We start from the raw sequence: 20560 nt of genomic DNA on the forward strand, positions 1-20560 counted from the left end.
CGCCTGACAATTTGAAGGAGCCAATCATGGCCAAGGCAAAATTCGAACGCACCAAACCGCACGTGAACATCGGGACCATCGGTCACGTGGACCACGGCAAGACGACGCTGACGGCGGCGATCACCAAGTATTTCGGTGACTTCCGCGCCTACGACCAGATCGACGGCGCGCCGGAGGAGAAGGCCCGCGGGATCACCATCTCGACCGCGCATGTCGAGTACGAGACCGAGACGCGGCACTACGCCCACGTCGACTGCCCCGGCCACGCCGACTACGTGAAGAACATGATCACCGGCGCGGCGCAGATGGACGGCGCGATCCTGGTGGTGAACGCCGCCGACGGCCCGATGCCGCAGACCCGCGAGCACATCCTGCTCGGTCGCCAGGTGGGCATCCCCTACATGGTCGTCTACATGAACAAGGTCGACCAGGTGGATGACGAGGAGCTGCTCGAGCTCGTCGAGATGGAAATCCGCGAGCTGCTGTCGTCCTACGACTACCCGGGCGACGACATCCCGATCATCAAGGGCTCGGCGCTCGCCGCCATGGAAGGCCGCGACGAGGAGATCGGCGAGAACTCGATCAAGGCGCTGCTGAAGGCGGTCGACGAGTACATCCCGACCCCGGCGCGCGCCGTCGACCTGCCGTTCCTGATGCCGATCGAGGACGTGTTCTCGATCTCCGGCCGCGGCACCGTGGTGACCGGCCGCGTCGAGCGTGGCGTGATCAATGTCGGCGACGAGATCGAGATCGTCGGCATCCGCGACACCAAGAAGTCGACCTGCACCGGCGTCGAGATGTTCCGCAAGCTGCTCGACCGCGGCGAGGCGGGCGACAACGTCGGCGTGCTGCTGCGCGGCATCGACCGTGACGGCGTCGAGCGCGGCCAGGTGCTGTGCAAGCCCAAGTCGGTGGCGCCGCACACCAAGTTCGAGGCCGAGGCCTACATCCTCACCAAGGAAGAGGGCGGCCGCCACACCCCGTTCTTCGCGAACTACCGCCCGCAGTTCTACTTCCGGACCACCGACGTCACCGGCACCGTCGTCCTCCCCGAGGGCACCGAGATGGTGATGCCCGGCGACAACCTGAAGTTCAACGTCGAGCTGATCGCGCCGATCGCCATGGAAGACGGCCTGCGCTTCGCCATCCGCGAAGGCGGCCGCACCGTCGGCGCCGGCGTCGTGTCGAAAATCATCGAGTAAGGACGCCCCTTACCGGGACGTCGCCGCGGGGCGGGTGTTTCGCCCGCCCCGCACCACTTTTCCGACGGGTTCGACGTGGACCGGCAATTCCGCCCGGCCGACCTCTCAACCCGAACCCTTGAAGGGGAACAACATGGCCGCCCAAAGCCAGAATATCCGTATCCGGCTCAAGGCTTTCGACTACCGCGTGCTGGATGCCAGCACCGCGGAGATCGTCAGCACCGCCAAGCGCACCGGCGCCTCGGTCCGCGGGCCGATCCCGCTGCCCAACAAGATCGAGAAGTTCACGGTGCTCCGTGGACCGCACATCGACAAGAAATCCCGTGACCAGTTCGAGATCCGCACCCACAAGCGGCTGCTCGACATCGTCGATCCGACCCCGCAGACCGTGGACGCGCTGATGAAGCTCGACCTGGCCGCCGGCGTCGACGTCGAAATCAAGGTCTGAGGGGGGTAACGATGTTGCGTTCCGGAATCATCGCCAAGAAGGTGGGCATGACCCGCCTGTTCCTCGAGGACGGCAAGCAGGTCCCGGTGACCGTGCTCCAGCTCGACAACCTGCAGGTCGTGGCGCAGCGCACGATCGAGCGTGACGGCTATACCGCCGTTCAGCTGGGTGCCGGCACCGCCAAGGCCAAGCGCGTCAGCGCGCCGATGCGCGGCCACTTCGCCGCCGCCAAGGTCGAGCCCAAGCGCAAGGTCGCCGAGTTCCGCGTCGCCCCCGAGAACCTGATCGAGGTGGGCGAGGAAATCATCGCCGCGCACTACTTCGAAGGCCAGTTCGTCGACGTATCGGGCGTCTCCATCGGTAAGGGTTTTGCCGGTGCGATGAAGCGCCACAACTTCGGCGGTCTGCGCGCGTCCCACGGCGTGTCCGTGTCGCACCGTTCGCACGGTTCGACCGGTCAGTGTCAGGACCCGGGCAAGGTCTTCAAGGGCAAGAAGATGGCCGGTCACATGGGCGCCGCCCGCGTGACCACCCAGAACCTCCAGGTCGTCAAGACCGACGCCGAGCGTGGCCTGATCATGGTCAAGGGCGCGGTGCCGGGCGGCAAGGGTGGCTGGGTCACGGTCAAGGACGCCGTGAAGAAGCCGCTGGCCGAGCACGTGGTCTTCCCGGCCGCGCTGAAGAGCCATGCCGACGAAGCCAAGCGTCTCGCCGACGAGGCCGCCGCCGAGGCCGCGGCTGCCGAGGAAGCCGCCGCCAAGGCCGCTGCCGAGGCCGAGCAGGCCGCGATCGACACCGCTGAGAAGGGTGAGAACAATGAAGGCTGAAGCGATCAAGCTGGACGGCGCCTCCGCGGGCTCCGTCGATCTCGACGACGCGATCTTCGGTCTCGAGCCGCGCGCCGACATCCTGCACCGCGTCGTGCGCTGGCAGCGTGCGCGTACCCAGCAGGGTACGCACTCGACGCTGGGCCGCTCCGAGGTCAGCTACTCGACCAAGAAGATCTACCGCCAGAAGGGCACCGGTGGCGCACGTCACGGCTCCAAGGGCGCGCCGATCTTCCGGCACGGTGGCACCTACAAGGGCCCGACGCCGCGCAGCCACGAGCACGACCTGACCAAGAAGTTCCGCAAGCTCGGCCTCAAGCACGCCCTCTCGGCGAAGGTGAAGGCCGGTGAGCTGGTGGTTCTCGACAGCATCGAGACCGAGGGCAAGACCTCGGTGCTCGCCAAGCAGGTCGCCAACCTCGGCTGGAAGCGGGCGCTGGTCATCGACGCCGCGGCGATCAACGAGGGCTTCGCCCAGGCCGCGCGCAACATCGCCAACCTGGACGTGCTCCCCTCGATGGGCGCCAACGTCTACGACATCCTCCGCAGTGACACGCTGGTGCTCACCAAGGCGGCTGTCGAAGCTCTGGAGGCTCGCCTGAAATGAGCGCGAAACCCGAACATTACGACGTGATCCGCAAGCCGGTCATCACCGAGAAGGCGACCCTGGCCTCCGAGGCCAACGCGGTGGTCTTCGAGGTGGCGATCGACGCCAACAAGCCGCAGATCAAGGAAGCCGTCGAGGCCCTGTTCCAGGTCAAGGTGAAGGCGGTCAACACCGTCGTCACCAAGGGCAAGGTCAAGCGGTTCCGCGGCACGCTGGGCACCCGCAAGGACGTCAAGAAGGCCTATGTGACCCTCGAAGAGGGCAACAGCATTGACGTCTCGACCGGTCTCTAATAGGTGACCCCATCGGCGCGGCCCCGGATTCGTCCGGGGCCGCTCCTTTTGACAACCGGGGGACCTTCGGGGCCCTTTGAATCGGGGACCTTCGGGGCCCTTCAACGACCGGGCCCTGGTGGCCCGCAAAGCAACGGAAGACACAAAGCATGGCACTCAAGTCGTACAAGCCGACGACGCCGGGCCAGCGCGGGCTGGTGCTGATCGACCGTTCGGAGCTTTGGAAAGGACGCCCCGTCAAGGCCCTCACCGAGGGTCTGAGCAAGTCGGGCGGCCGGAACAACACCGGACGGATCACGATGCGTCGTCGTGGTGGTGGTGCGAAGCGCCTCTACCGGATCGTCGATTTCAAGCGCAACAAGTTCGACATGCAGGCGGTCATCGCCCGCATCGAATACGACCCCAACCGTACCGCCTTCATCGCGCTGATCCAGTACGAGGACGGCGAGCAGGCCTACATCCTGGCGCCGCAGCGCGTCTCGATCGGTGACAAGGTCGTGGCCGGCGCCAAGGTCGACATCAAGCCCGGCAACGCGATGCCCTTCTCGGGCATGCCGATCGGCACGATCGTCCACAACATCGAGATGAAGCCCGGCAAGGGCGGCCAGATCGCACGTTCGGCGGGCACCTACGCCCAGTTCGTCGGTCGCGACGGCGGCTACGCCCAGATCCGTCTGTCCTCGGGCGAGCTGCGGCTCGTGCGCCAGGAATGCATGGCGACGGTCGGTGCGGTCTCGAACGCGGACCACTCGAACCAGAATCTCGGCAAGGCCGGTCGCAACCGCCACTTCGGCAAGCGCCCCGCCGTTCGCGGCGTCGCGATGAACCCGATCGACCACCCGCATGGCGGTGGTGAGGGCCGGACCTCCGGCGGCCGTCACCCGGTGACGCCGTGGGGCAAGCCGACCAAGGGTGCGCGCACCCGTGACAAGAACAAGGCGTCGTCGAAGCTCATCCTTCGTTCGCGCCACGCTCGCAAGAAAGGCCGTTAACACATGGCTCGTTCTGTTTGGAAAGGCCCTTTCGTCGATGCTTACGTGCTCAAGAAAGCCGAAGCGTCGCGCGAGTCCGGCCGCAACGAAGTGATCAAGATCTGGTCGCGCCGTTCGACGATCCTGCCCCAGTTCGTGGGACTGACCTTCGGTGTGTACAACGGTCACAAGCACATCCCCGTCAACGTCAGCGAAGACATGATCGGTCAGAAGTTCGGTGAGTATTCGCCGACCCGCACCTATCACGGTCACGCCGCCGACAAGAAAGCGAAGCGGAAGTAAGCCATGAGCAAGGACAAGAATCCCCGCCGCGTCGCCGATAACGAGGCGATGGCCAAGACCCGGATGCTGCGCACCAGCCCGCAGAAGCTCAACCTCGTTGCCGCGATGATCCGCGGCAAGAAGGTGGAGAAGGCCCTGTCGGACCTGACCTTCTCGAAGAAGCGCATCGCCGGCGACGTCAAGAAGTGCCTGCAATCCGCGATCGCGAACGCCGAGAACAACCACAACCTCGACGTCGACGAGCTGGTCGTCGCCGAGGCCTGGGTCGGCAAGAACCTGATCATGAAGCGCGGCCGTCCGCGGGCCCGTGGCCGGTTCGGCAAGATCGTCAAGCCGTTCTCGGAACTCACCATCAAGGTCCGCCAGGTCGAGGAGCAAGCCTAATGGGTAACAAGGTCAATCCCGTCGGCATGCGGCTTCAGGTCAACCGGACCTGGGACAGCCGCTGGTACGCCGACACCAAGGACTACGGCGATCTTCTTCTCGAAGACCTCAAGATCAAGGACTTCATCAAGAAGGAAGCCAAGCAGGCCGGCATCAGCCGCGTGATCATCGAGCGCCCGCACCGCAAGTGCCGGGTCACGATCCACGCCGCGCGTCCGGGCGTCATCATCGGCAAGAAAGGCGCGGACATCGAGACGCTGCGCAAGAAGCTGTCGAACCTGACGAAGTCCGAGCTGCACCTCAACATCGTCGAGGTCCGCAAGCCCGAGCTCGACGCTGCGCTCGTCGGCGAGTCCATCGCCCAGCAGCTCGAGCGTCGTGTCTCGTTCCGCCGCGCCATGAAGCGCGCGGTGCAGAACGCGATGCGCATGGGTGCCTTGGGCATCCGCGTCAACGTCGCGGGCCGCCTCGGCGGTGCCGAGATCGCGCGGACCGAATGGTACCGTGAGGGCCGCGTGCCGCTGCACACGCTGCGCGCCGACATCGACTACGCGCTGTCCGAAGCCGAGACCCCCTATGGCATCATCGGGATCAAGGTCTGGATCTTCAAAGGCGAGATCATGGAGCATGATCCGCAGGCGCGTGACCGCAAACAGGCCGAGCTGCAGGAAGGCCCCGTGCCTCGCGGCGCCGGCGGCCGCCGGTAAGGGAGGGCTGAGACATGCTTCAACCGAAGCGCACCAAGTTCCGCAAGCAGCACAAGGGCCGCATTCACGGTGAGGCCAAGGGTGGCTTCAACCTGGACTTCGGCGCCTATGGCCTGAAGGCCGTGCAGCCCGAGCGCATCACCGCGCGTCAGATCGAGGCTGCCCGCCGCGCCCTGACCCGTCACATGAAGCGTCAGGGCCGGGTCTGGATCCGGATCTTCCCGGACACGCCCGTGACCTCCAAGCCCACCGAAGTCCGGATGGGTAAGGGTAAGGGTTCGGTCGATTTCTGGGCCGCCAAGGTCAAGCCGGGCCGGGTGATGTTCGAGATCGACGGCGTGAGCGAGGAAATCGCCCGCGAAGCTCTTCGCCTTGCTGCGATGAAGCTGCCGATCAAGACCCGCACCGTGGTTCGCGAGGACTGGTAAGCCGGTCCGGAGCTCCGGCTCCGACGACGACAAAGAGGCCCCCGCCGAGCGCTCGGCGGGGGCTTTCTCGTTCCGCGCCTCTGACCAAAGTGGATGCCTGGTCACAAGCCGCCTTGCCCGAGTGCCATTCTGGTATGATGCCTCATGCTACGAGCGGCGGCGCGGCGCATGCGCCTCGCCGCGAGGAGGCGCCATGTCCGGCATCGATGGAGCGCTGATCCCCGAACGGCTGCGGACCGAGAGGCTGGTGCTGCGGCGACCGGAGCCCTGCGATCTCGAGCCCTATATCGGCTTCTACGCCAGCCCACGCTCGGCGATGGCTCTGGGGCCGCTGGACCGTCCGGAGGCGTTCAAGGCGTTCTGCGTCGAATTGGCACTTTGGGACATCAAGGGGTTCGGCAATTACACATTGCTGCACCACGATGTTCCGATCGGACTGGCCGGCGTCTGGCATCCCGAAGGCTGGGACGAGGCCGAGATCGGCTGGCTTCTCTGGGAGGGCCATGAGGGCAGGGGCTATGCCACCGAGGCGGCCATGGCGGTGCGCGATCTCTTGGAGGATCTGGGCTGGCCGCCCCCGGCCAGCTATATCGATCCCGCCAATCACCGCTCGAAGGCGGTCGCCCGACGGCTGGGTGCGCGCTTCGAGAGACACCATGCCCGCTGGCCCGACACCGAGATATGGCGGCACCGCCACCGCGTGTAGCCCGAACCATGACCCCGGTCCGCGGCTGCGGCGCCCTTGCGGGAGAAAGGGTTTGCATCCTGTGCCCATGTCGTCTAGGGACAGCGCTCATTCACCTAGTCCACCGGAATCAGGGTGACCCTCTCGATGATGAAAGGGGCCTTCCGGTGATGTCGAAAGGAAAGCCCCATGGCGCTCCATGCCAAGGAACTCCGCGACAAGACCGCGGACCAGCTCCGCGAGCAGCTTGTCGATCTGAAGAAAGAAGCGTTCAACCTGCGCTTCCAGCAGGCCACCGGCCAGCTCGAGAACACCGCGCGGATGCGCGTCGTCAAGCGTGACGTCGCCCGTATCCACACCATTCTGAACCAGAAGGCGGCCGCGGCCGCCGGCACGGAGGCCTGAGCCCATGCCCAAACGCATCCTGCAAGGCGTCGTGACCTCGAACCAGAACGCGCAGACCGTCACCGTTTCGGTCGAGCGTCGTTTCACGCATCCGGTTCTGAAGAAGACGATCCGTAAGTCCAAGAAGTACCGGGCTCACGACGAGGCGAACACCTTCAATGTCGGCGATACCGTCCGCATTCAGGAGTGCGCCCCGAAGTCCAAGACCAAGCGCTGGGAAGTGATCGCCGAGTAAGGCGCCTCATCTTCCAGCTTGAACGAAACCCTGGGGAGAAGGCCATCGAGAGCCCCCCAAAGGTCGGGAGAAACCCATGATCCAGATGCAGACCAATCTGGATGTCGCTGACAACTCCGGCGCACGCCGGGTGCAGTGCATCAAGGTCCTCGGCGGTTCGCACCGCCGGTATGCGTCGGTCGGCGACATCATCGTGGTGTCCGTCAAGGAAGCGATCCCCCGTGGCCGCGTGAAGAAAGGTGACGTCCGCAAGGCCGTCGTCGTGCGCACCGCCAAGGAAGTTCGCCGCGAAGACGGCACTTCGATCCGCTTCGACCGCAACGCGGCCGTCATCCTCAACAACAACAACGAGCCGGTCGGCACCCGTATCTTCGGGCCGGTGGTTCGCGAGCTGCGCGCGAAGAACTTCATGAAGATCATCTCGCTCGCGCCGGAGGTGCTGTAATGGCTGCCAAACTCCGCAAAGGTGACAAGGTCGTCGTCCTGACCGGCAAGGACAAGGGCAAGACCGGCGAGATCCAGTCCGTCGACCCGAAGGCCGGCAAGGCCGTGGTCGAGGGCATCAACGTCGCGATCCGCCACGTCAAGCAGAGCCAGACCGACCAGGGTGGCCGCCAGCCCAAGGCGATGCCGATCCAGCTGTCGAACCTGGCCATCGTCGATGCCAACGGCAAAGCCTCCCGCGTCGGCTTCCGCGAGGAAGACGGCAAGAAGGTGCGTTTCGCCAAAACCACCGGGGACGTGATCTGATGCTCGATACCGCGAACTACACCCCGCGTCTCAAGGCGACCTTCGCCGACGAGATCAAGGCCAAGCTCCGCGAAGAGTTCGGCTACAAGAACGACATGCAGATCCCGCGCCTGGACAAGATCGTCCTGAACATCGGTGCCGGGGCCGAGGCCGTCCGCGATTCCAAGAAAGCCAAGTCCGCCCAGGACGATCTTTCGACGATCGCCGGTCAGCGCGCCGTCGTCACCAAGGCCAAGAAGTCGATCGCCGGCTTCCGCGTCCGCGAGGACATGCCGCTCGGTGCGAAGGTGACCCTGCGTGGCGACCGGATGTACGAATTCCTCGATCGCCTGATCACCGTGGCGATGCCCCGGATCCGCGACTTCCGCGGCGTCTCGGGCAAGAGCTTCGACGGCCGTGGCAACTACGCCATGGGCCTGAAGGAGCACATCGTGTTCCCGGAGATCAACTTCGACAAGGTCGATGAGGTCTGGGGCATGGACATCGTCATCTGCACCACCGCGAAGACCGACGCGGAAGCGAAGGCGCTGTTGAAGCATTTCAACATGCCGTTCAACAGCTGATCCGCGGGAGGAAAGAGAGATATGGCCAAGAAATCCATGATCGAACGCGAGAAGAAGCGCGAGCGTCTGGTGGCGCAATATGCCGCCAAGCGCGCCGAGCTCAAGGCGATCGCGAACGACAAAGACAAGCCCGTGGAAGAGCGCTTCAAGGCGAACCTGAAGCTCGCGCAACTGCCGCGCAACAGCTCGCCCACCCGTCTTCACAACCGCTGCCAGCTGACGGGGCGTCCGCACGCCTATTACCGCAAGCTGAAACTCAGCCGGATCATGCTGCGCGAGCTCGGCTCGAACGGGGAAATCCCCGGCATGGTCAAGTCGAGCTGGTAAGGAGGGTCCACAGATGAACGATCCCATCGGTGATATGCTGACCCGCATCCGCAACGCGCAGATGCGTCACAAGTCCACCGTCATCACCCCCGCCTCCAAGCTGCGCGCCTGGGTGCTCGACGTCCTCGCGGACGAGGGCTACATCCGCGGCTACGAGAAGACGACCGGCAAGGACGGGCACCCCGCGCTCGAGATCAGCCTGCGCTACTACGAAGGCGCACCGGTGATCCGCGAGCTCAAGCGCGTGTCCAAGCCCGGCCGCCGCGTCTACATGAGCGTCCAGGACCTCCCGGCTCCGCGTCAGGGTCTCGGCGTCTCGATCGTCTCCACGCCCCGCGGCGTGATGTCGGATGCAAACGCACGCGCAGCCAATGTCGGCGGCGAAGTGCTTTGCACCGTATTCTAAGGAGGGTCCGGAATGTCTCGTATCGGTAAACGCCCGGTCGCTCTGCCCAGCGGCGTGACCGCCAACGTCTCCGGCCAGACGGTCGAGGTGAAGGGCCCCAAGGGGACCCGCAGCTTCACCGCCACCGACGACGTCACGCTGAAGCTCGAGGACGGCGCGATCTCGGTCACGCCGCGCGGCCTGTCCAAGCGCGCCCGTCAGCAGTGGGGCATGTCCCGCTCGATGGTGCAGAACCTCGTCACCGGCGTCTCGGAGGGCTTCAAGAAAGAGCTCGAGATTCAGGGCGTGGGCTACCGCGCGCAGATGCAGGGCAACACCCTGAAGCTGGCGCTCGGCTACAGCCACGACGTGAACTTCGAGGTGCCGCAGGGCGTCACGGTCACGGCGCCCAAGCAGACCGAGATCGTGGTCGAGGGTATCGACCAGCAGCAGGTTGGCCAGGTTGCGGCGAACATTCGCGAGTGGCGTGCGCCCGAGCCCTACAAGGGCAAGGGTATCCGCTACAAGGGCGAGTTCATCTTCCGCAAGGAAGGCAAGAAGAAGTAAGGACGCGAAAAATGGCAAACAGCAAACGGGAACTGTTCCTGAAGCGCCGTCAGCGCGTCCGGAGCAAGCTGCGCAAGGTGAATGCGGGGCGGCCGCGCCTCTCCGTGCACCGCAGCAACAAGAACATCAGCGTGCAGCTGATCGACGACGTCAACGGCGTCACTCTCGCCTCGGCCTCCTCGCTCGAGAAGGATCTGGGCATCGTCGGGAAGAACAACGTCGAGGCGGCCGCGAAGGTCGGTGCGGCGATCGCAGAGCGTGCGAAGGCGGCCGGCGTGTCCGAAGCCTATTTCGACCGCGGCGGCTTCCTGTTCCACGGCAAGGTCAAGGCGCTCGCTGATGCGGCCCGTGACGCCGGCCTGAAGATCTGAGGAGACGTAACATGGCAGAACGTGACAACCGTCGCCGCGACCGCGACGAGAACCCGGAATTCGCCGATCGTCTCGTGGCGATCAACCGGGTCTCGAAGACCGTCAAGGGCGGCAAGCGCTTCGGCTTCGCGGCGCTCGTCGTCGTCGGTGACCAGAAGGGCCGCGTCGGCTTCGGCAAGGGCAAGGCCAAGGAGGTCCCCGAGGCCATCCGCAAGGCCACCGAGCAGGCGCGCCGCAACCTGATCCGCGTGCCGCTGCGCGAGGGTCGGACCCTGCACCACGACATGGAAGGCCGCCACGGCGCCGGCCGCGTCGTGATGCGTGCCGCTCCGGCGGGTACCGGCATCATCGCCGGCGGCCCGATGCGTGCGGTGTTCGAGATGCTGGGCCTGCAGGACGTCGTGTCCAAGTCGCTCGGCTCGCAGAACCCGTACAACATGATCCGCGCCACGCTGGACGGCCTCCGCGCCGAGCAGTCGCCGCGTGCGGTCGCCCAGCGTCGCGGCAAGAAGGTCGCCGACATTCTGCGCAAGCCCGAAGAGGCCGGCGCCGAAGTCGCCGAAGCCTGAGGAGAGCGGACATGGCAACCATCGTCGTCAAGCAGATCGGCTCGCCGATCCGTCGCCCCGCCTCGCAGCGTGCCACGCTGAAGGGCCTTGGACTCAACAAGATGCACCGCACCCGCGAGCTCGAGGACACCCCCTCGGTGCGCGGCATGGTGAACTCGATCCCGCACCTCGTGCAGATCGTCGAAGAGAAAGCCTGAGCCACCGGCTCGGCGCGAATGGAGGGGCGTCGCGGGAAACCGCGGCGCCCCTTTCGCATGGGATCTCCCGCGACTCGGACGGCGCTGCTATGATTGCGTCAGGTTCGCGGCCGCGCGGCGGTCCGGCCCGGCCTCGATCCCGCCCCGCGTGGGCGGGCGGTTCCCAGCAGGGGAGGCGGCCATGATCGACTGGTCCATCGAGGGCAGTTCCTTCGGAAACTGCAATTGCGGCTATGGCTGCCCGTGCCAGTTCGAGGATCTGCCCAGCCATGGCCATTGCAGGGGCTTCGAGGCGCTCAGCATCGACACCGGCCATTTCGGCGACATCCGTCTCGACGGGCTGAGGATCGCGCTGCTCTACGCATGGCCCGGTCCGATCTTCGAAGGGGGCGGGGAGTTGCAGGCGGTGATCGACGAGCGCGCGGCGGCCGACCAGCGCGACGCGCTCGAACGCGTGCTGCATGGCGAGGAGACCGAGGAGGCGGCCACCCACTGGTGGGTGTTCCGGGCCATGTCGGACCTCCTCCACCCAACGCTGTATCGGCCGATCGATCTCGACCTCGACATCGAGGCCCGCCGCGCCCGGCTCTCGATCCCCGGGGTGCTCACCGGCGAGGGTCGGCCGATCCGGCCGCCGCATTCGGATGGCGAGCATCGGGTGCGGATCCAGATCCCCGGCGGCATCGAGTTCGAGCTGGCCGAGATCGGCAGCGCCACGTCGCGCAGCGGCGCCGACAGCGCCATCGCGCTGGACCTCTCCGACAGCTATGGGCAGTTCAACCGGCTGCATCACAGCGGTCAGGGCGTCGTCCATGCCTGAAACGGCGCCCGCCACATTGGCGGGACTGCTGCGGCGCGACCGTGGGCTCTGCATCGTTCTAGTGGCGGCGATCTGCCTTTTGGCATGGGCCTACACGCTGGCGGGGGGTGGCGTGATGCCGCGCGACGGCATGATGCCCGGGCACGGGGACGAGGCGGCCCCGGCTGGCTTCGACCGGTCCCTAAGTCATGGCTTGGCGATGATCGTCATGTGGTGGGTGATGATGGTGGCGATGATGCTGCCCTCGGCCACGCCCGTGATCCTGCTCGTGGCCGCGCTGAACCGGCGCGCCAGCGGCACCGCGCCTTTCCCTGCGACGGCAATCTTCGTGGCGGGCTACCTGCTGGTCTGGTTCGGCTTCAGCCTCGCTGCGACGGTGGCGCAGTTCCTGCTGTCGCGGGCCGGGCTGCTGACAGCAGGTATGGCGAGCGCCAGCGACGGGTTGTCCGGCCCGTTGCTGCTGGCCGCCGGGATCTGGCAACTCAGCCCTGCCAAGGCGGCTTGCCTGCGGCATTGCCGATCCCCGGTCGACTGGCTGATCCGGCATCGTGGGCCAGGCTGGCACGGCGCACTGACCGTGGGCCTCGGTCACGGCGGGTACTGCCTTGGCTGCTGCTGGGCGCTGATGCTGCTGCTTTTCGTGGGCGGAGTGATGAGCCCGCTCTGGATCGCCGGTCTGGCACTGCTGGTGCTGCTCGAAAAGCTGGCTCCCGGCGGAGCGGCATGGCGGCGGATCACCGGTGCGCTGCTACTGGTGTCCGGGGGACTCGTGCTCCTGCCATAGGGCAGGGCGCTTGAAACCCGGGCCCGAGGGTCGTATACGCCGCCGGTGCCCCTTTGCGGGCCGAATCCCATTCGTCACGCCGTGTTTGCTCCATCCGTCGCTGGGGGGCAGTTCCGGCATCAAGGAGAAGCGACATGAAACTCAACGAACTGCGCGACAATCCGGGCGCGACCAAGAAAGCCAAGCGCGTCGGCCGTGGTCCGGGCTCCGGCACCGGCAAGATGGGCGGCCGTGGTATCAAGGGTCAGAAATCCCGTTCGGGCGTGGCCATCAAGGGCTACGAGGGCGGCCAGATGCCGCTCTACCAGCGTCTGCCCAAGCGTGGCTTCAACAAGCCGAACCGCCGCGAATACGCCGTCGTCAACCTGGGCCTGATCCAGAAGTTCATCGACGCCGGCAAGATCGACGCCGCTCAGGACATCACCGAGGACGCGCTGGTCGCGTCGGGCCTGATCCGTCGCAAGCGCGATGGCATCCGCGTCCTGTCGAAGGGCGAGTTCACCTCCAAGGCCAACATCGCCGTCACCGGTGCGTCCAAGGGCGCGATCGAGGCGGTCGAGAAGGCGGGCGGCAAGCTCACCGTCACCGCGCCGGCGGCCGCCGCCGAATAATCGGTGGCCGGGGGGCCTTGCGCTCCCCGCCCCCGTCACCGACTGTTCCCGCGCCGCCGACCGGAAGACCCCGGTCCGGCGGCGCTGACATGACAAGAGAGCCCCGATGGCATCAGCAGCAGAACAGATGGCCGCCAACATGAGCTGGGGGGCCTTCGGCAAGGCCACCGAGCTCCGTCAGCGGATCCTCTTCACGATCGGTCTCCTGATCGTCTACCGGCTCGGCACCTTCATCCCCGTGCCGGGGATCGACGGCGCCGCGCTGCGCAATTTCATGGAAGGCGCGGCCTCCGGCATCGGCGGCATCCTGTCGATGTTCACCGGCGGCGCGCTGAGCCGGATGGGCATCTTCGCCCTCGGCATCATGCCCTACATCTCCGCCTCGATCATCGTGCAGCTCATGGCCTCGATGTACGAGCCGCTCAAGCAGCTCAAGAAAGAGGGCGAGCAGGGGCGCAAGAAGATCAACCAGTACACCCGCTACTTCACCGTGGTGCTGGCGACCTTCCAGGCCTACGGCCTTGCCGTCTCGCTCGAGGCGGGCGACCTCGTCACCGATCCGGGCCTGTTCTTCCGTGCCTCGACGATGATCACCCTCGTCGGCGGCACCATGTTCCTGATGTGGCTGGGCGAGCAGATCACCGCGCGCGGCATCGGCAACGGCATCTCGCTGATCATCTTCGTCGGCATCATCGCCGAGATTCCGGCAGCGCTGGCACAGTTCCTGAGCCAGGGCCGCTCCGGCGCGATCTCCCCCGCGGTGATCCTTCTGGTGATCGCCATGGTGATCGGGGTGCTGACCTTCGTGGTGTTCATGGAGCGATCCCTGCGCAAGATCCACATCCAGTACCCGCGCCGCCAGGTCGGCATGAAGGTCTATGATGGCGGCTCCTCGCACCTGCCGATCAAGGTGAACCCGGCCGGCGTGATCCCGGCGATCTTCGCCTCGGCGCTGCTCTTGCTGCCGACCACGCTCTCGACCTTCTCGGGCGGCTCCACCGGCCCGGTCATGTCGACGATCCTTGCCTATTTCGGGCCGGGCCAGCCGCTCTACCTGATCTTCTTCGCGGCGATGATCATCTTCTTCACCTACTTCTATACCCGCGAAGTGGCGTTCAAGACCGATGACGTGGCCGACAACCTGAAGAACCAGAACGGCTTCATCCCCGGCATCCGGCCCGGCAAGCGGACCTCGGAATACCTGGAGTACGTGTTGAACCGGATTCTGGTGCTGGGCTCGGCCTATCTCGCCCTCGTGGCGCTGCTGCCCGAGATCCTGCGCAGCCAGCTGGCGATCCCGTTCTACTTCGGTGGCACCTCGATCCTGATCATCGTCTCGGTCGGCATGGACACGATCCAGCAGGTCCAAAGCCATCTGCTCGCGCATCAGTACGAGGGGCTGATCGAGAAATCGCAGCTGCGCGGCCGGCGCGGTGGCAAGACGAACAAGACCAAGGCGAGGGGGCCAGCACGTCGATGATCAACATCATTCTTCTGGGGCCGCCGGGCGCGGGCAAGGGCACGCAGGCCAAGCGTCTGGTCGAAGAGCGTGGCATGGTGCAGCTCTCGACCGGTGACATGCTGCGCGAGGCGCGTTCCTCCGGCACCGAGATGGGCCAGCGCGTCGCCGCCGTCATGGATCGCGGCGAGCTGGTGACCGACGAGATCGTCATCGGGCTGATCCGCGAGAAACTGACCTCCGGCGGCGCCTCGGGCGGCTACATCTTCGACGGCTTCCCGCGCACCCTTGCGCAGGCCGATGCGCTCGGCGCGCTGCTGGCGGAACTGGGACAGAAGCTCGACCACGTGATCGAGATGCGGGTCGATGACGAGGTGCTGGTTTCGCGCATCACCGGTCGTTCTACCTGTGGCAATTGCGGTGAGGTCTATCACGACGTGACCCGCCCGGTGCCGGCGGACGGCGTCTGCGTCAATTGCGGCTCGACCGAGATCAAGCGCCGTGCCGACGACAACGAGGAGGCGCTGCGCACCCGGCTTCTGGCCTATTACAAGCAGACCTCGCCGCTGATCGGCTACTACCATGCCAAGGGCCAGCTCGAGAGCGTAAACGGTCTGGCCGCGATCGAGGAGGTTTCGGCCGAGATCGCCGGTCTTCTGGGGCAGCAGACCCAGGACGCCTGAGGCCGGTTCCGGCCAGCCCCGGGGCAGGGGGCTTGACCCTCTGCCCGGCAGCCCATAGACAGCCCCATCCCGAAAGGGAATCATTTCGCGCGAATTGTCGGGTCGCTCCCGGATCCGCGCGGATCACCTCGCAGGATGCGGCCCGGATCTTCCGGGCCTCAGTTGTGAAAAAAGGCTCCGGCATCACGGAGCCGCAACGAAAGGACGCTAAACGTGGCACGTATTGCCGGCGTGAACATCCCGACCGCGAAGCGGGTTCCGATCGCCCTCACCTATATCACCGGCATCGGTGACACCACCGCCCGCCAGATCTGCGAAGCCGTCGGCATCGACGTGACCCGCCGGGTCAACGATCTCTCCGACGCCGAGGTTCTGGCGATCCGCGAGCACATCGACGCCAACCTCACCGTGGAAGGCGACCTGCGTCGCGAAACCACGATGAACATCAAGCGCCTGATGGATCTCGGCTGCTACCGTGGCCTGCGCCACCGTCGCAACCTGCCGGTCCGCGGCCAGCGTACCCACACCAATGCTCGCACCCGCAAAGGCCCCGCAAAGGCCATTGCCGGCAAGAAGAAATAAGGGGACGCATCCATGGCACGTGATACCCGTCGCGGAGGCAAGAAGAAGGTCTCCAAGAACATCGCCGCAGGCGTGGCGCATGTGAACAGCTCGTTCAACAACACCAAGATCCTGATCTCGGACGTGCAGGGCAACGCGATCTCCTGGTCGTCCGCCGGCACCATGGGCTTCAAGGGCTCGCGCAAGTCGACCCCCTACGCCGCCCAGCTCGCCGCCGAAGACGCGGGCCGCAAGGCGCAGGAACACGGCGTGAAGACGCTGGAAGTCGAAGTGCAGGGCCCCGGTTCGGGCCGCGAGAGCGCGCTGCGCGCCCTGGCTGCCGTCGGCTTCAACATCACGTCGATCCGCGACGTGACGCCGATCGCCCATAACGGCTGCCGCCCGCCGAAGCGCCGCCGCGTCTGAGGCAATACCACTTGTTCGGGGCCGCGCCTGTCTGCGCGGCCCCGATCCGTCATTTTGAAACCTCGGGCGTCCGGCTCTTCGGGACCATGGAGCACGGACAGGAATGGAGGGACGCATGATCCACAAGAATTGGGCCGAGCTGATCAAGCCGACGCAGCTCGACGTCAAGCCGGGCAACGATCCGGCACGGCAGGCCACCGTGGTCGCCGAGCCGCTCGAGCGCGGCTTCGGCCTGACGCTCGGCAACGCGCTGCGCCGCGTGCTGATGTCGTCGCTCCAGGGTGCGGCCATCACCTCCGTTCAGATCGACAACGTGCTGCACGAGTTCTCCTCGATCTCGGGCGTCCGCGAGGACGTGACCGACGTGGTGCTGAACCTCAAGGGCGTCGCGATCCGCATGGAAGTCGAGGGCCCCAAGCGCCTCTCCGTCCAGGCGACCGGCCCGGGCGTCGTCACCGCCGGTGACATCTCCGAATCCGCGGGCATCGAGATCCTCAACAAGGATCACGTGCTGTGCCACCTCGACGACGGCGCCAACCTCTACATGGAGCTGACCGTCAACACCGGTAAGGGCTACGTCGCGGCCGACCGCAACAAGCCCGAGGACGCGCCGATCGGCATGATCGCCATCGACGCGATCTACTCGCCGGTCAAGAAGGTGTCCTACGACGTGCAGCCGACCCGCGAGGGGCAGGTGCTCGACTATGACAAGCTGACCATGAAGGTCGAGACCGACGGCTCGCTGACCCCGGATGACGCCGTGGCCTATGCCGCCCGCATCCTGCAGGACCAGCTGTCGATCTTCGTCAACTTCGACGAGCCGGAATCGGCCTCGGCCGGCGCGCTCGACGACGGTCTCGAGTTCAACCCGCTGCTGCTCAAGAAGGTCGACGAGCTCGAGCTGTCGGTGCGTTCGGCGAACTGTCTGAAGAACGACAACATCGTCTATATCGGCGACCTGATCCAGAAGACCGAAGCCGAGATGCTCCGCACCCCGAACTTCGGCCGCAAGTCCCTGAACGAGATCAAGGAGGTGCTCTCGGGCATGGGCCTGCATCTCGGCATGGACGTCGAGGACTGGCCGCCGGACAACATCGAAGATCTGGCCAAGAAGTTCGAAGACCAGTTCTGAGACTCGTAGGGGAGGGGAAACCCTCCCCGCACCCGGGCATCCCGCCCCAAGGAGAGCGGTCGACACGCATCGACCGCCGGACAAAGCAAAACGCTAAAGGAGATACCCAATGCGTCATGGAAGTGGCTACCGCCGCCTGAACCGTACCCACGAGCACCGCAAGGCGCTCTTCGCCAACCTCGCCGGCTCGCTGATCGAGCACGAGCAGATCAAGACCACGCTGCCCAAGGCGAAGGACCTGCGTCGCGTGATCGAGAAGCTCGTCACGTTGGGCAAGCGCGGTGACCTGCACGCCCGCCGTCAGGCCGCGGCGCAGCTCAAGCAGGACGCCCACGTCGCCAAGCTGTTCGAGGTCCTCGGGCCGCGCTACGCCGAGCGTCAGGGTGGCTATGTCCGCGTGCTGAAGGCCGGCTTCCGCTATGGCGACATGGCGCCGATGGCGATCATCGAATTCGTCGATCGCGACGTCGACGCCAAGGGCGCGGCCGACCGCGCCCGGCTCGAGGCCGAAGACGCCGCGGCCGAGTGATCGCGCCACGGTAGTGATATGGAAACGCCTCGCCCCGCAAAGGGCGAGGCGTTTTCGATTCTGCCGTCACGTCATGGGCTTGGGCGCGGAATGGCGCCGTATCCAAGGCATAGATGCCTGTTATCCTTTAAATATATCAGCTGATCAGGGCGCCATGTCTCTCAGAGCCGGAATCGACATCCAGACGCGCAAGCTCGAGGCCCTTGCTCCAGGGGGGTTCTTCTTCGCTTTGCATATCCGTTTCGCGCTGCCGCTTTTGAGCCACCAGACCTATCCCGAGGCCTGGACCGAGCGCTATACCGAGGAAGCCTACGCGCTGCGCGATCCGGTGATCGCCTGGGGCTTCAGCACCACTGGGCGCTGCCGCTGGAGCGAGATCGAGATCCCCGATCCCTTCGACATCTTCGGACAGGCGCGCAGCTTCGGCATGGTCTATGGCTTCGCTGTGTCCTGCGGCCCGATGAAGTCGCGGACGATTGCCTCGGCCAGCCGCGCGGATCGCGAATTCACCGATGACGAGATGGCCGAGTTCGAGCGGCTGATCATCCAGTTGCACAAGATCACCGAGCCACCCACCGCGCTCAGCAAGGCGCAGGTCGAGGCGCTGCGCTGCGTCGCCGAGGGGGATCGCTATGCCGCCGCCGCGGCCAAGCTCGGGATTTCCGAGAGCGCGCTGAAGGCGCGTCTCGCCTCGGCGCGCTCGACGCTTCTCGCGCGGACCACCACCGAAGCCGTGCAGCGGGCGCGGGATTACCGCCTGCTCTGAGGATCGGCTATTCCCTGCCTACCTCCCCCAAGATTTCGGTAGCGATACCAAATCCCTTGGCAGTTATCCACAGGCGTACTAGATTTGGGGCATGGCCGATCTGTTCGACAACCTGCCCGACATCCAGCAGGAGCGCGCTCCGGCGGCTGCGCCCGAACCGTCGGGGCACCGGCCGCTGGCCGACAGGCTGCGACCGCGCAGCCTCGGTGACGTCATCGGGCAGGAGCAGGTGCTGGGGCCCGAGGCCCCTCTGGGCGCCATGCTCGCCGCCAAATCGCTTTCCTCGCTGATCCTCTGGGGCCCGCCGGGCGTCGGCAAGACCACCATTGCGCGGCTTCTGGCGGACGCCACCGACCTCGCCTTCGTGCAGGTCAGCGCGATCTTCACGGGCGTGGCCGATCTCAAGAAGGTGTTCGAGGCGGCCAAGCTTCGGCGCGGCCAGGGGCGCGGCACGCTGCTTTTCGTCGACGAGATCCACCGCTTCAACAAGGCGCAGCAGGACGGTTTCCTGCCGCATATGGAAGATGGCACCATCCTCCTCGTCGGCGCCACCACCGAGAACCCCTCGTTCGAACTGAACGCGGCGCTCCTGAGCCGGGCGCAGGTGCTGGTGCTGACCCGGCTCGACCTCGCCGATCTCGAACGCCTTGCCCAGCGCGCGGAAAAGGAGCTGGGCCGATCGCTGCCGCTCGACGGAGCGGCGCGCGAAGCGCTGCTCGAAATGGCGGACGGCGATGGCCGGGCGCTGTTGAACCTGATCGAGCAGGTGGCGGCGTGGAAGACCGAGACGCGGCTCGGGGTCGAGGCGCTGACCACCCGGTTGATGAAGCGCGCCGCGAAATACGACAAGTCCGGGGACGAGCACTACAACCTCATCTCGGCGCTGCACAAATCCGTGCGCGGTTCCGATCCGGATGCCGCGCTCTACTGGCTGGCGCGGATGCTGACCGGTGGCGAGGACCCGCGCTATCTCGCGCGGCGCATCACCCGCATGGCGGTCGAGGACATCGGACTTGCCGACCCGCAGGCGCAGACGATCTGCCTGCATGCATGGGAGACCTATGAGCGGCTTGGCTCGCCCGAGGGCGATCTGGCGCTGGGGCAGGCGGTGATCTACCTCGCGCTCGCGCCGAAATCCAATGCCGGCTACGCCGCCTTCAAGGCGGCCATGGCCGAGGCGCGCAAGACAGGCTCCGAGCCGCCGCCCAAGCATATCCTCAATGCCCCCACCCGTCTCATGAAGGAACAGGGCTATGGCAAGGGCTACGACTACGACCACGACGCCGAGGATGCCTTCTCGGGGCAGAACTACTTCCCCGAGACCATGAAGCGCCCGGTCTACTACACCCCCGTGGATCGCGGCCATGAGCGCGAACTCCGCAAGCGGGTCGAGTTCTTCTCCGGCCTGCGCGAGAAGCGCAGGCGGGGCGAAGGGCGGTAGCCCGGCAGGGGGGGGGGCGCTGCCCCCGGCCGGCGGCCTCCCCCGGCGTATTTGGGAAAGATGAACAGGGGCGGCGCTTGACAAGCCGGGCCGGCACAACCACACCCCGCCGGTGAGGACAGCC

At 65.9% G+C, this 20560-nt stretch carries 33 protein-coding genes; all 33 read left to right on the top strand.

Annotated elements, in window-relative coordinates:
- Positions 1–26: 26 nt before the first annotated feature.
- The 33 genes from tuf (at position 27) to O4G76_RS01105 (ending at position 20436) form a co-directional block, all read left to right on the top strand.
- Positions 27–1202, top strand: coding sequence for an elongation factor Tu (gene tuf / locus O4G76_RS00945; protein ID WP_269395565.1), 1176 nt, complete (start codon positions 27–29; stop codon positions 1200–1202).
- Positions 1203–1335: 133 nt separating this feature from the next.
- On the top strand, positions 1336–1650 hold the full coding sequence (gene rpsJ, locus O4G76_RS00950) for a 30S ribosomal protein S10 (protein WP_021693211.1): 315 nt from the start codon (positions 1336–1338) through the stop codon (positions 1648–1650).
- 11 nt (positions 1651–1661) lie between these two features.
- Positions 1662–2477: a 50S ribosomal protein L3 gene (gene rplC, locus O4G76_RS00955; protein WP_269395576.1), complete on the top strand. Its 816-nt coding sequence runs from the start codon at positions 1662–1664 to the stop codon at positions 2475–2477.
- Positions 2467–3084, top strand: coding sequence for a 50S ribosomal protein L4 (rplD, locus tag O4G76_RS00960; protein ID WP_085894984.1), 618 nt, complete (start codon positions 2467–2469; stop codon positions 3082–3084). Before rplC ends, rplD begins: the two co-directional genes overlap by 11 nt.
- Complete coding sequence (locus tag O4G76_RS00965; protein WP_085894983.1) at positions 3081–3377, top strand: 50S ribosomal protein L23; 297 nt, start codon at positions 3081–3083, stop codon at positions 3375–3377. Before rplD ends, O4G76_RS00965 begins: the two co-directional genes overlap by 4 nt.
- A 149-nt stretch (positions 3378–3526) precedes the next feature.
- Positions 3527–4369: a 50S ribosomal protein L2 gene (rplB, locus tag O4G76_RS00970; RefSeq protein WP_085894982.1), complete on the top strand. Its 843-nt coding sequence runs from the start codon at positions 3527–3529 to the stop codon at positions 4367–4369.
- 3 nt (positions 4370–4372) lie between these two features.
- Positions 4373–4651: a 30S ribosomal protein S19 gene (rpsS, locus tag O4G76_RS00975; RefSeq protein WP_085894981.1), complete on the top strand. Its 279-nt coding sequence runs from the start codon at positions 4373–4375 to the stop codon at positions 4649–4651.
- Positions 4652–4654: 3 nt separating this feature from the next.
- The gene (rplV, locus tag O4G76_RS00980; RefSeq protein ID WP_085894980.1) at positions 4655–5035 is read left to right on the top strand and encodes a 50S ribosomal protein L22; all 381 of its coding nucleotides are present in this window, start codon (positions 4655–4657) and stop codon (positions 5033–5035) included.
- On the top strand, positions 5035–5742 hold the full coding sequence (gene rpsC, locus O4G76_RS00985; protein ID WP_085894979.1) for a 30S ribosomal protein S3: 708 nt from the start codon (positions 5035–5037) through the stop codon (positions 5740–5742). Before rplV ends, rpsC begins: the two co-directional genes overlap by 1 nt.
- A 14-nt stretch (positions 5743–5756) precedes the next feature.
- Positions 5757–6170 (top strand): 50S ribosomal protein L16, encoded by a 414-nt coding sequence (gene rplP / locus O4G76_RS00990; protein WP_085894978.1) that lies wholly within the window; start codon positions 5757–5759, stop codon positions 6168–6170.
- A gap of 193 nt (positions 6171–6363) precedes the next feature.
- A complete protein-coding gene (locus O4G76_RS00995; protein WP_269395577.1) occupies positions 6364–6876 on the top strand; it encodes a GNAT family N-acetyltransferase in 513 nt (170 codons plus the stop codon).
- Between the two features lie 168 nt (positions 6877–7044).
- Positions 7045–7260 (top strand): 50S ribosomal protein L29, encoded by a 216-nt coding sequence (gene rpmC / locus O4G76_RS01000; protein ID WP_085894976.1) that lies wholly within the window; start codon positions 7045–7047, stop codon positions 7258–7260.
- A gap of 4 nt (positions 7261–7264) precedes the next feature.
- Complete coding sequence (rpsQ, locus tag O4G76_RS01005; RefSeq protein WP_085894975.1) at positions 7265–7495, top strand: 30S ribosomal protein S17; 231 nt, start codon at positions 7265–7267, stop codon at positions 7493–7495.
- Positions 7496–7571: 76 nt separating this feature from the next.
- On the top strand, positions 7572–7940 hold the full coding sequence (gene rplN, locus O4G76_RS01010) for a 50S ribosomal protein L14 (protein WP_017928025.1): 369 nt from the start codon (positions 7572–7574) through the stop codon (positions 7938–7940).
- On the top strand, positions 7940–8245 hold the full coding sequence (gene rplX, locus O4G76_RS01015) for a 50S ribosomal protein L24 (RefSeq protein ID WP_269395578.1): 306 nt from the start codon (positions 7940–7942) through the stop codon (positions 8243–8245). Before rplN ends, rplX begins: the two co-directional genes overlap by 1 nt.
- A complete protein-coding gene (rplE, locus tag O4G76_RS01020; protein WP_085894973.1) occupies positions 8245–8808 on the top strand; it encodes a 50S ribosomal protein L5 in 564 nt (187 codons plus the stop codon). The genes rplX and rplE overlap by 1 nt, the downstream gene beginning before the upstream one ends.
- A 21-nt stretch (positions 8809–8829) precedes the next feature.
- Positions 8830–9135, top strand: coding sequence for a 30S ribosomal protein S14 (rpsN, locus tag O4G76_RS01025; RefSeq protein WP_017928028.1), 306 nt, complete (start codon positions 8830–8832; stop codon positions 9133–9135).
- A gap of 13 nt (positions 9136–9148) precedes the next feature.
- On the top strand, positions 9149–9541 hold the full coding sequence (gene rpsH / locus O4G76_RS01030; protein ID WP_085894972.1) for a 30S ribosomal protein S8: 393 nt from the start codon (positions 9149–9151) through the stop codon (positions 9539–9541).
- A gap of 12 nt (positions 9542–9553) precedes the next feature.
- A complete protein-coding gene (gene rplF, locus O4G76_RS01035; protein ID WP_085894971.1) occupies positions 9554–10087 on the top strand; it encodes a 50S ribosomal protein L6 in 534 nt (177 codons plus the stop codon).
- Between the two features lie 11 nt (positions 10088–10098).
- The gene (gene rplR, locus O4G76_RS01040; protein WP_269395579.1) at positions 10099–10458 is read left to right on the top strand and encodes a 50S ribosomal protein L18; all 360 of its coding nucleotides are present in this window, start codon (positions 10099–10101) and stop codon (positions 10456–10458) included.
- An 11-nt stretch (positions 10459–10469) separates the two neighbouring features.
- Complete coding sequence (gene rpsE / locus O4G76_RS01045; RefSeq protein ID WP_021693348.1) at positions 10470–11027, top strand: 30S ribosomal protein S5; 558 nt, start codon at positions 10470–10472, stop codon at positions 11025–11027.
- Positions 11028–11038: 11 nt separating this feature from the next.
- Positions 11039–11224: a 50S ribosomal protein L30 gene (rpmD, locus tag O4G76_RS01050; RefSeq protein WP_017928033.1), complete on the top strand. Its 186-nt coding sequence runs from the start codon at positions 11039–11041 to the stop codon at positions 11222–11224.
- A 181-nt stretch (positions 11225–11405) separates the two neighbouring features.
- On the top strand, positions 11406–12044 hold the full coding sequence (locus O4G76_RS01055) for a DUF1326 domain-containing protein (protein ID WP_269395580.1): 639 nt from the start codon (positions 11406–11408) through the stop codon (positions 12042–12044).
- The gene (locus O4G76_RS01060) at positions 12037–12828 is read left to right on the top strand and encodes a DUF2182 domain-containing protein (protein ID WP_269395581.1); all 792 of its coding nucleotides are present in this window, start codon (positions 12037–12039) and stop codon (positions 12826–12828) included. The genes O4G76_RS01055 and O4G76_RS01060 overlap by 8 nt, the downstream gene beginning before the upstream one ends.
- Positions 12829–12962: 134 nt before the next feature.
- Positions 12963–13439 (top strand): 50S ribosomal protein L15, encoded by a 477-nt coding sequence (gene rplO, locus O4G76_RS01065; RefSeq protein WP_269395582.1) that lies wholly within the window; start codon positions 12963–12965, stop codon positions 13437–13439.
- Between the two features lie 106 nt (positions 13440–13545).
- Entirely contained in the window at positions 13546–14919 is a 1374-nt protein-coding gene (secY, locus tag O4G76_RS01070) for a preprotein translocase subunit SecY (protein WP_085894967.1), read from the top strand.
- Positions 14916–15581, top strand: coding sequence for an adenylate kinase (locus O4G76_RS01075; RefSeq protein WP_306467148.1), 666 nt, complete (start codon positions 14916–14918; stop codon positions 15579–15581). The genes secY and O4G76_RS01075 overlap by 4 nt, the downstream gene beginning before the upstream one ends.
- A 213-nt stretch (positions 15582–15794) precedes the next feature.
- On the top strand, positions 15795–16163 hold the full coding sequence (gene rpsM / locus O4G76_RS01080; protein WP_085894966.1) for a 30S ribosomal protein S13: 369 nt from the start codon (positions 15795–15797) through the stop codon (positions 16161–16163).
- A gap of 12 nt (positions 16164–16175) precedes the next feature.
- Positions 16176–16568 (top strand): 30S ribosomal protein S11, encoded by a 393-nt coding sequence (rpsK, locus tag O4G76_RS01085; protein ID WP_072780049.1) that lies wholly within the window; start codon positions 16176–16178, stop codon positions 16566–16568.
- A 115-nt stretch (positions 16569–16683) separates the two neighbouring features.
- The gene (locus O4G76_RS01090) at positions 16684–17700 is read left to right on the top strand and encodes a DNA-directed RNA polymerase subunit alpha (protein ID WP_269395583.1); all 1017 of its coding nucleotides are present in this window, start codon (positions 16684–16686) and stop codon (positions 17698–17700) included.
- 109 nt (positions 17701–17809) lie between these two features.
- Positions 17810–18229: a 50S ribosomal protein L17 gene (rplQ, locus tag O4G76_RS01095; RefSeq protein WP_269395584.1), complete on the top strand. Its 420-nt coding sequence runs from the start codon at positions 17810–17812 to the stop codon at positions 18227–18229.
- Between the two features lie 154 nt (positions 18230–18383).
- The gene (locus O4G76_RS01100) at positions 18384–18995 is read left to right on the top strand and encodes an autoinducer binding domain-containing protein (protein WP_269395585.1); all 612 of its coding nucleotides are present in this window, start codon (positions 18384–18386) and stop codon (positions 18993–18995) included.
- A gap of 91 nt (positions 18996–19086) precedes the next feature.
- The gene (locus O4G76_RS01105) at positions 19087–20436 is read left to right on the top strand and encodes a replication-associated recombination protein A (RefSeq protein WP_269395586.1); all 1350 of its coding nucleotides are present in this window, start codon (positions 19087–19089) and stop codon (positions 20434–20436) included.
- Positions 20437–20560 lie beyond the last annotated feature (124 nt).

The sequence above is a fragment of the Limimaricola sp. G21655-S1 genome (assembly GCF_027213785.1).
In the GTDB taxonomy this organism is placed as follows: domain Bacteria; phylum Pseudomonadota; class Alphaproteobacteria; order Rhodobacterales; family Rhodobacteraceae; genus Limimaricola.

What these genes read in the sequence shown, in the direction of transcription:
- rpsS (WP_085894981.1), top strand. Translation starts at nt 4,373, where the DNA reads ATGGCTCGTTCTGTTTGGAAAGGCCCTTTCGTCGATGCTTACGTGCTC.
- rpmC (WP_085894976.1), top strand. Translation starts at nt 7,045, where the DNA reads ATGGCGCTCCATGCCAAGGAACTCCGCGACAAGACCGCGGACCAGCTC.
- tuf (WP_269395565.1), top strand. Translation starts at nt 27, where the DNA reads ATGGCCAAGGCAAAATTCGAACGCACCAAACCGCACGTGAACATCGGG.
- rplX (WP_269395578.1), top strand. Translation starts at nt 7,940, where the DNA reads ATGGCTGCCAAACTCCGCAAAGGTGACAAGGTCGTCGTCCTGACCGGC.
- rpsE (WP_021693348.1), top strand. Translation starts at nt 10,470, where the DNA reads ATGGCAGAACGTGACAACCGTCGCCGCGACCGCGACGAGAACCCGGAA.
- O4G76_RS01105 (WP_269395586.1), top strand. Translation starts at nt 19,087, where the DNA reads ATGGCCGATCTGTTCGACAACCTGCCCGACATCCAGCAGGAGCGCGCT.
- rplO (WP_269395582.1), top strand. Translation starts at nt 12,963, where the DNA reads ATGAAACTCAACGAACTGCGCGACAATCCGGGCGCGACCAAGAAAGCC.
- rpsJ (WP_021693211.1), top strand. Translation starts at nt 1,336, where the DNA reads ATGGCCGCCCAAAGCCAGAATATCCGTATCCGGCTCAAGGCTTTCGAC.
- O4G76_RS01075 (WP_306467148.1), top strand. Translation starts at nt 14,916, where the DNA reads ATGATCAACATCATTCTTCTGGGGCCGCCGGGCGCGGGCAAGGGCACG.
- rplD (WP_085894984.1), top strand. Translation starts at nt 2,467, where the DNA reads ATGAAGGCTGAAGCGATCAAGCTGGACGGCGCCTCCGCGGGCTCCGTC.
- rplQ (WP_269395584.1), top strand. Translation starts at nt 17,810, where the DNA reads ATGCGTCATGGAAGTGGCTACCGCCGCCTGAACCGTACCCACGAGCAC.
- rpsN (WP_017928028.1), top strand. Translation starts at nt 8,830, where the DNA reads ATGGCCAAGAAATCCATGATCGAACGCGAGAAGAAGCGCGAGCGTCTG.
- O4G76_RS00965 (WP_085894983.1), top strand. Translation starts at nt 3,081, where the DNA reads ATGAGCGCGAAACCCGAACATTACGACGTGATCCGCAAGCCGGTCATC.
- O4G76_RS01090 (WP_269395583.1), top strand. Translation starts at nt 16,684, where the DNA reads ATGATCCACAAGAATTGGGCCGAGCTGATCAAGCCGACGCAGCTCGAC.
- O4G76_RS01055 (WP_269395580.1), top strand. Translation starts at nt 11,406, where the DNA reads ATGATCGACTGGTCCATCGAGGGCAGTTCCTTCGGAAACTGCAATTGC.
- O4G76_RS01100 (WP_269395585.1), top strand. Translation starts at nt 18,384, where the DNA reads ATGTCTCTCAGAGCCGGAATCGACATCCAGACGCGCAAGCTCGAGGCC.
- secY (WP_085894967.1), top strand. Translation starts at nt 13,546, where the DNA reads ATGGCATCAGCAGCAGAACAGATGGCCGCCAACATGAGCTGGGGGGCC.
- rpsQ (WP_085894975.1), top strand. Translation starts at nt 7,265, where the DNA reads ATGCCCAAACGCATCCTGCAAGGCGTCGTGACCTCGAACCAGAACGCG.
- rpmD (WP_017928033.1), top strand. Translation starts at nt 11,039, where the DNA reads ATGGCAACCATCGTCGTCAAGCAGATCGGCTCGCCGATCCGTCGCCCC.
- rplR (WP_269395579.1), top strand. Translation starts at nt 10,099, where the DNA reads ATGGCAAACAGCAAACGGGAACTGTTCCTGAAGCGCCGTCAGCGCGTC.
- O4G76_RS01060 (WP_269395581.1), top strand. Translation starts at nt 12,037, where the DNA reads ATGCCTGAAACGGCGCCCGCCACATTGGCGGGACTGCTGCGGCGCGAC.
- rpsH (WP_085894972.1), top strand. Translation starts at nt 9,149, where the DNA reads ATGAACGATCCCATCGGTGATATGCTGACCCGCATCCGCAACGCGCAG.
- rplV (WP_085894980.1), top strand. Translation starts at nt 4,655, where the DNA reads ATGAGCAAGGACAAGAATCCCCGCCGCGTCGCCGATAACGAGGCGATG.
- rpsK (WP_072780049.1), top strand. Translation starts at nt 16,176, where the DNA reads ATGGCACGTGATACCCGTCGCGGAGGCAAGAAGAAGGTCTCCAAGAAC.
- rplP (WP_085894978.1), top strand. Translation starts at nt 5,757, where the DNA reads ATGCTTCAACCGAAGCGCACCAAGTTCCGCAAGCAGCACAAGGGCCGC.
- rplF (WP_085894971.1), top strand. Translation starts at nt 9,554, where the DNA reads ATGTCTCGTATCGGTAAACGCCCGGTCGCTCTGCCCAGCGGCGTGACC.
- rplB (WP_085894982.1), top strand. Translation starts at nt 3,527, where the DNA reads ATGGCACTCAAGTCGTACAAGCCGACGACGCCGGGCCAGCGCGGGCTG.
- rpsC (WP_085894979.1), top strand. Translation starts at nt 5,035, where the DNA reads ATGGGTAACAAGGTCAATCCCGTCGGCATGCGGCTTCAGGTCAACCGG.
- rplC (WP_269395576.1), top strand. Translation starts at nt 1,662, where the DNA reads ATGTTGCGTTCCGGAATCATCGCCAAGAAGGTGGGCATGACCCGCCTG.
- rplN (WP_017928025.1), top strand. Translation starts at nt 7,572, where the DNA reads ATGATCCAGATGCAGACCAATCTGGATGTCGCTGACAACTCCGGCGCA.
- rplE (WP_085894973.1), top strand. Translation starts at nt 8,245, where the DNA reads ATGCTCGATACCGCGAACTACACCCCGCGTCTCAAGGCGACCTTCGCC.
- O4G76_RS00995 (WP_269395577.1), top strand. Translation starts at nt 6,364, where the DNA reads ATGTCCGGCATCGATGGAGCGCTGATCCCCGAACGGCTGCGGACCGAG.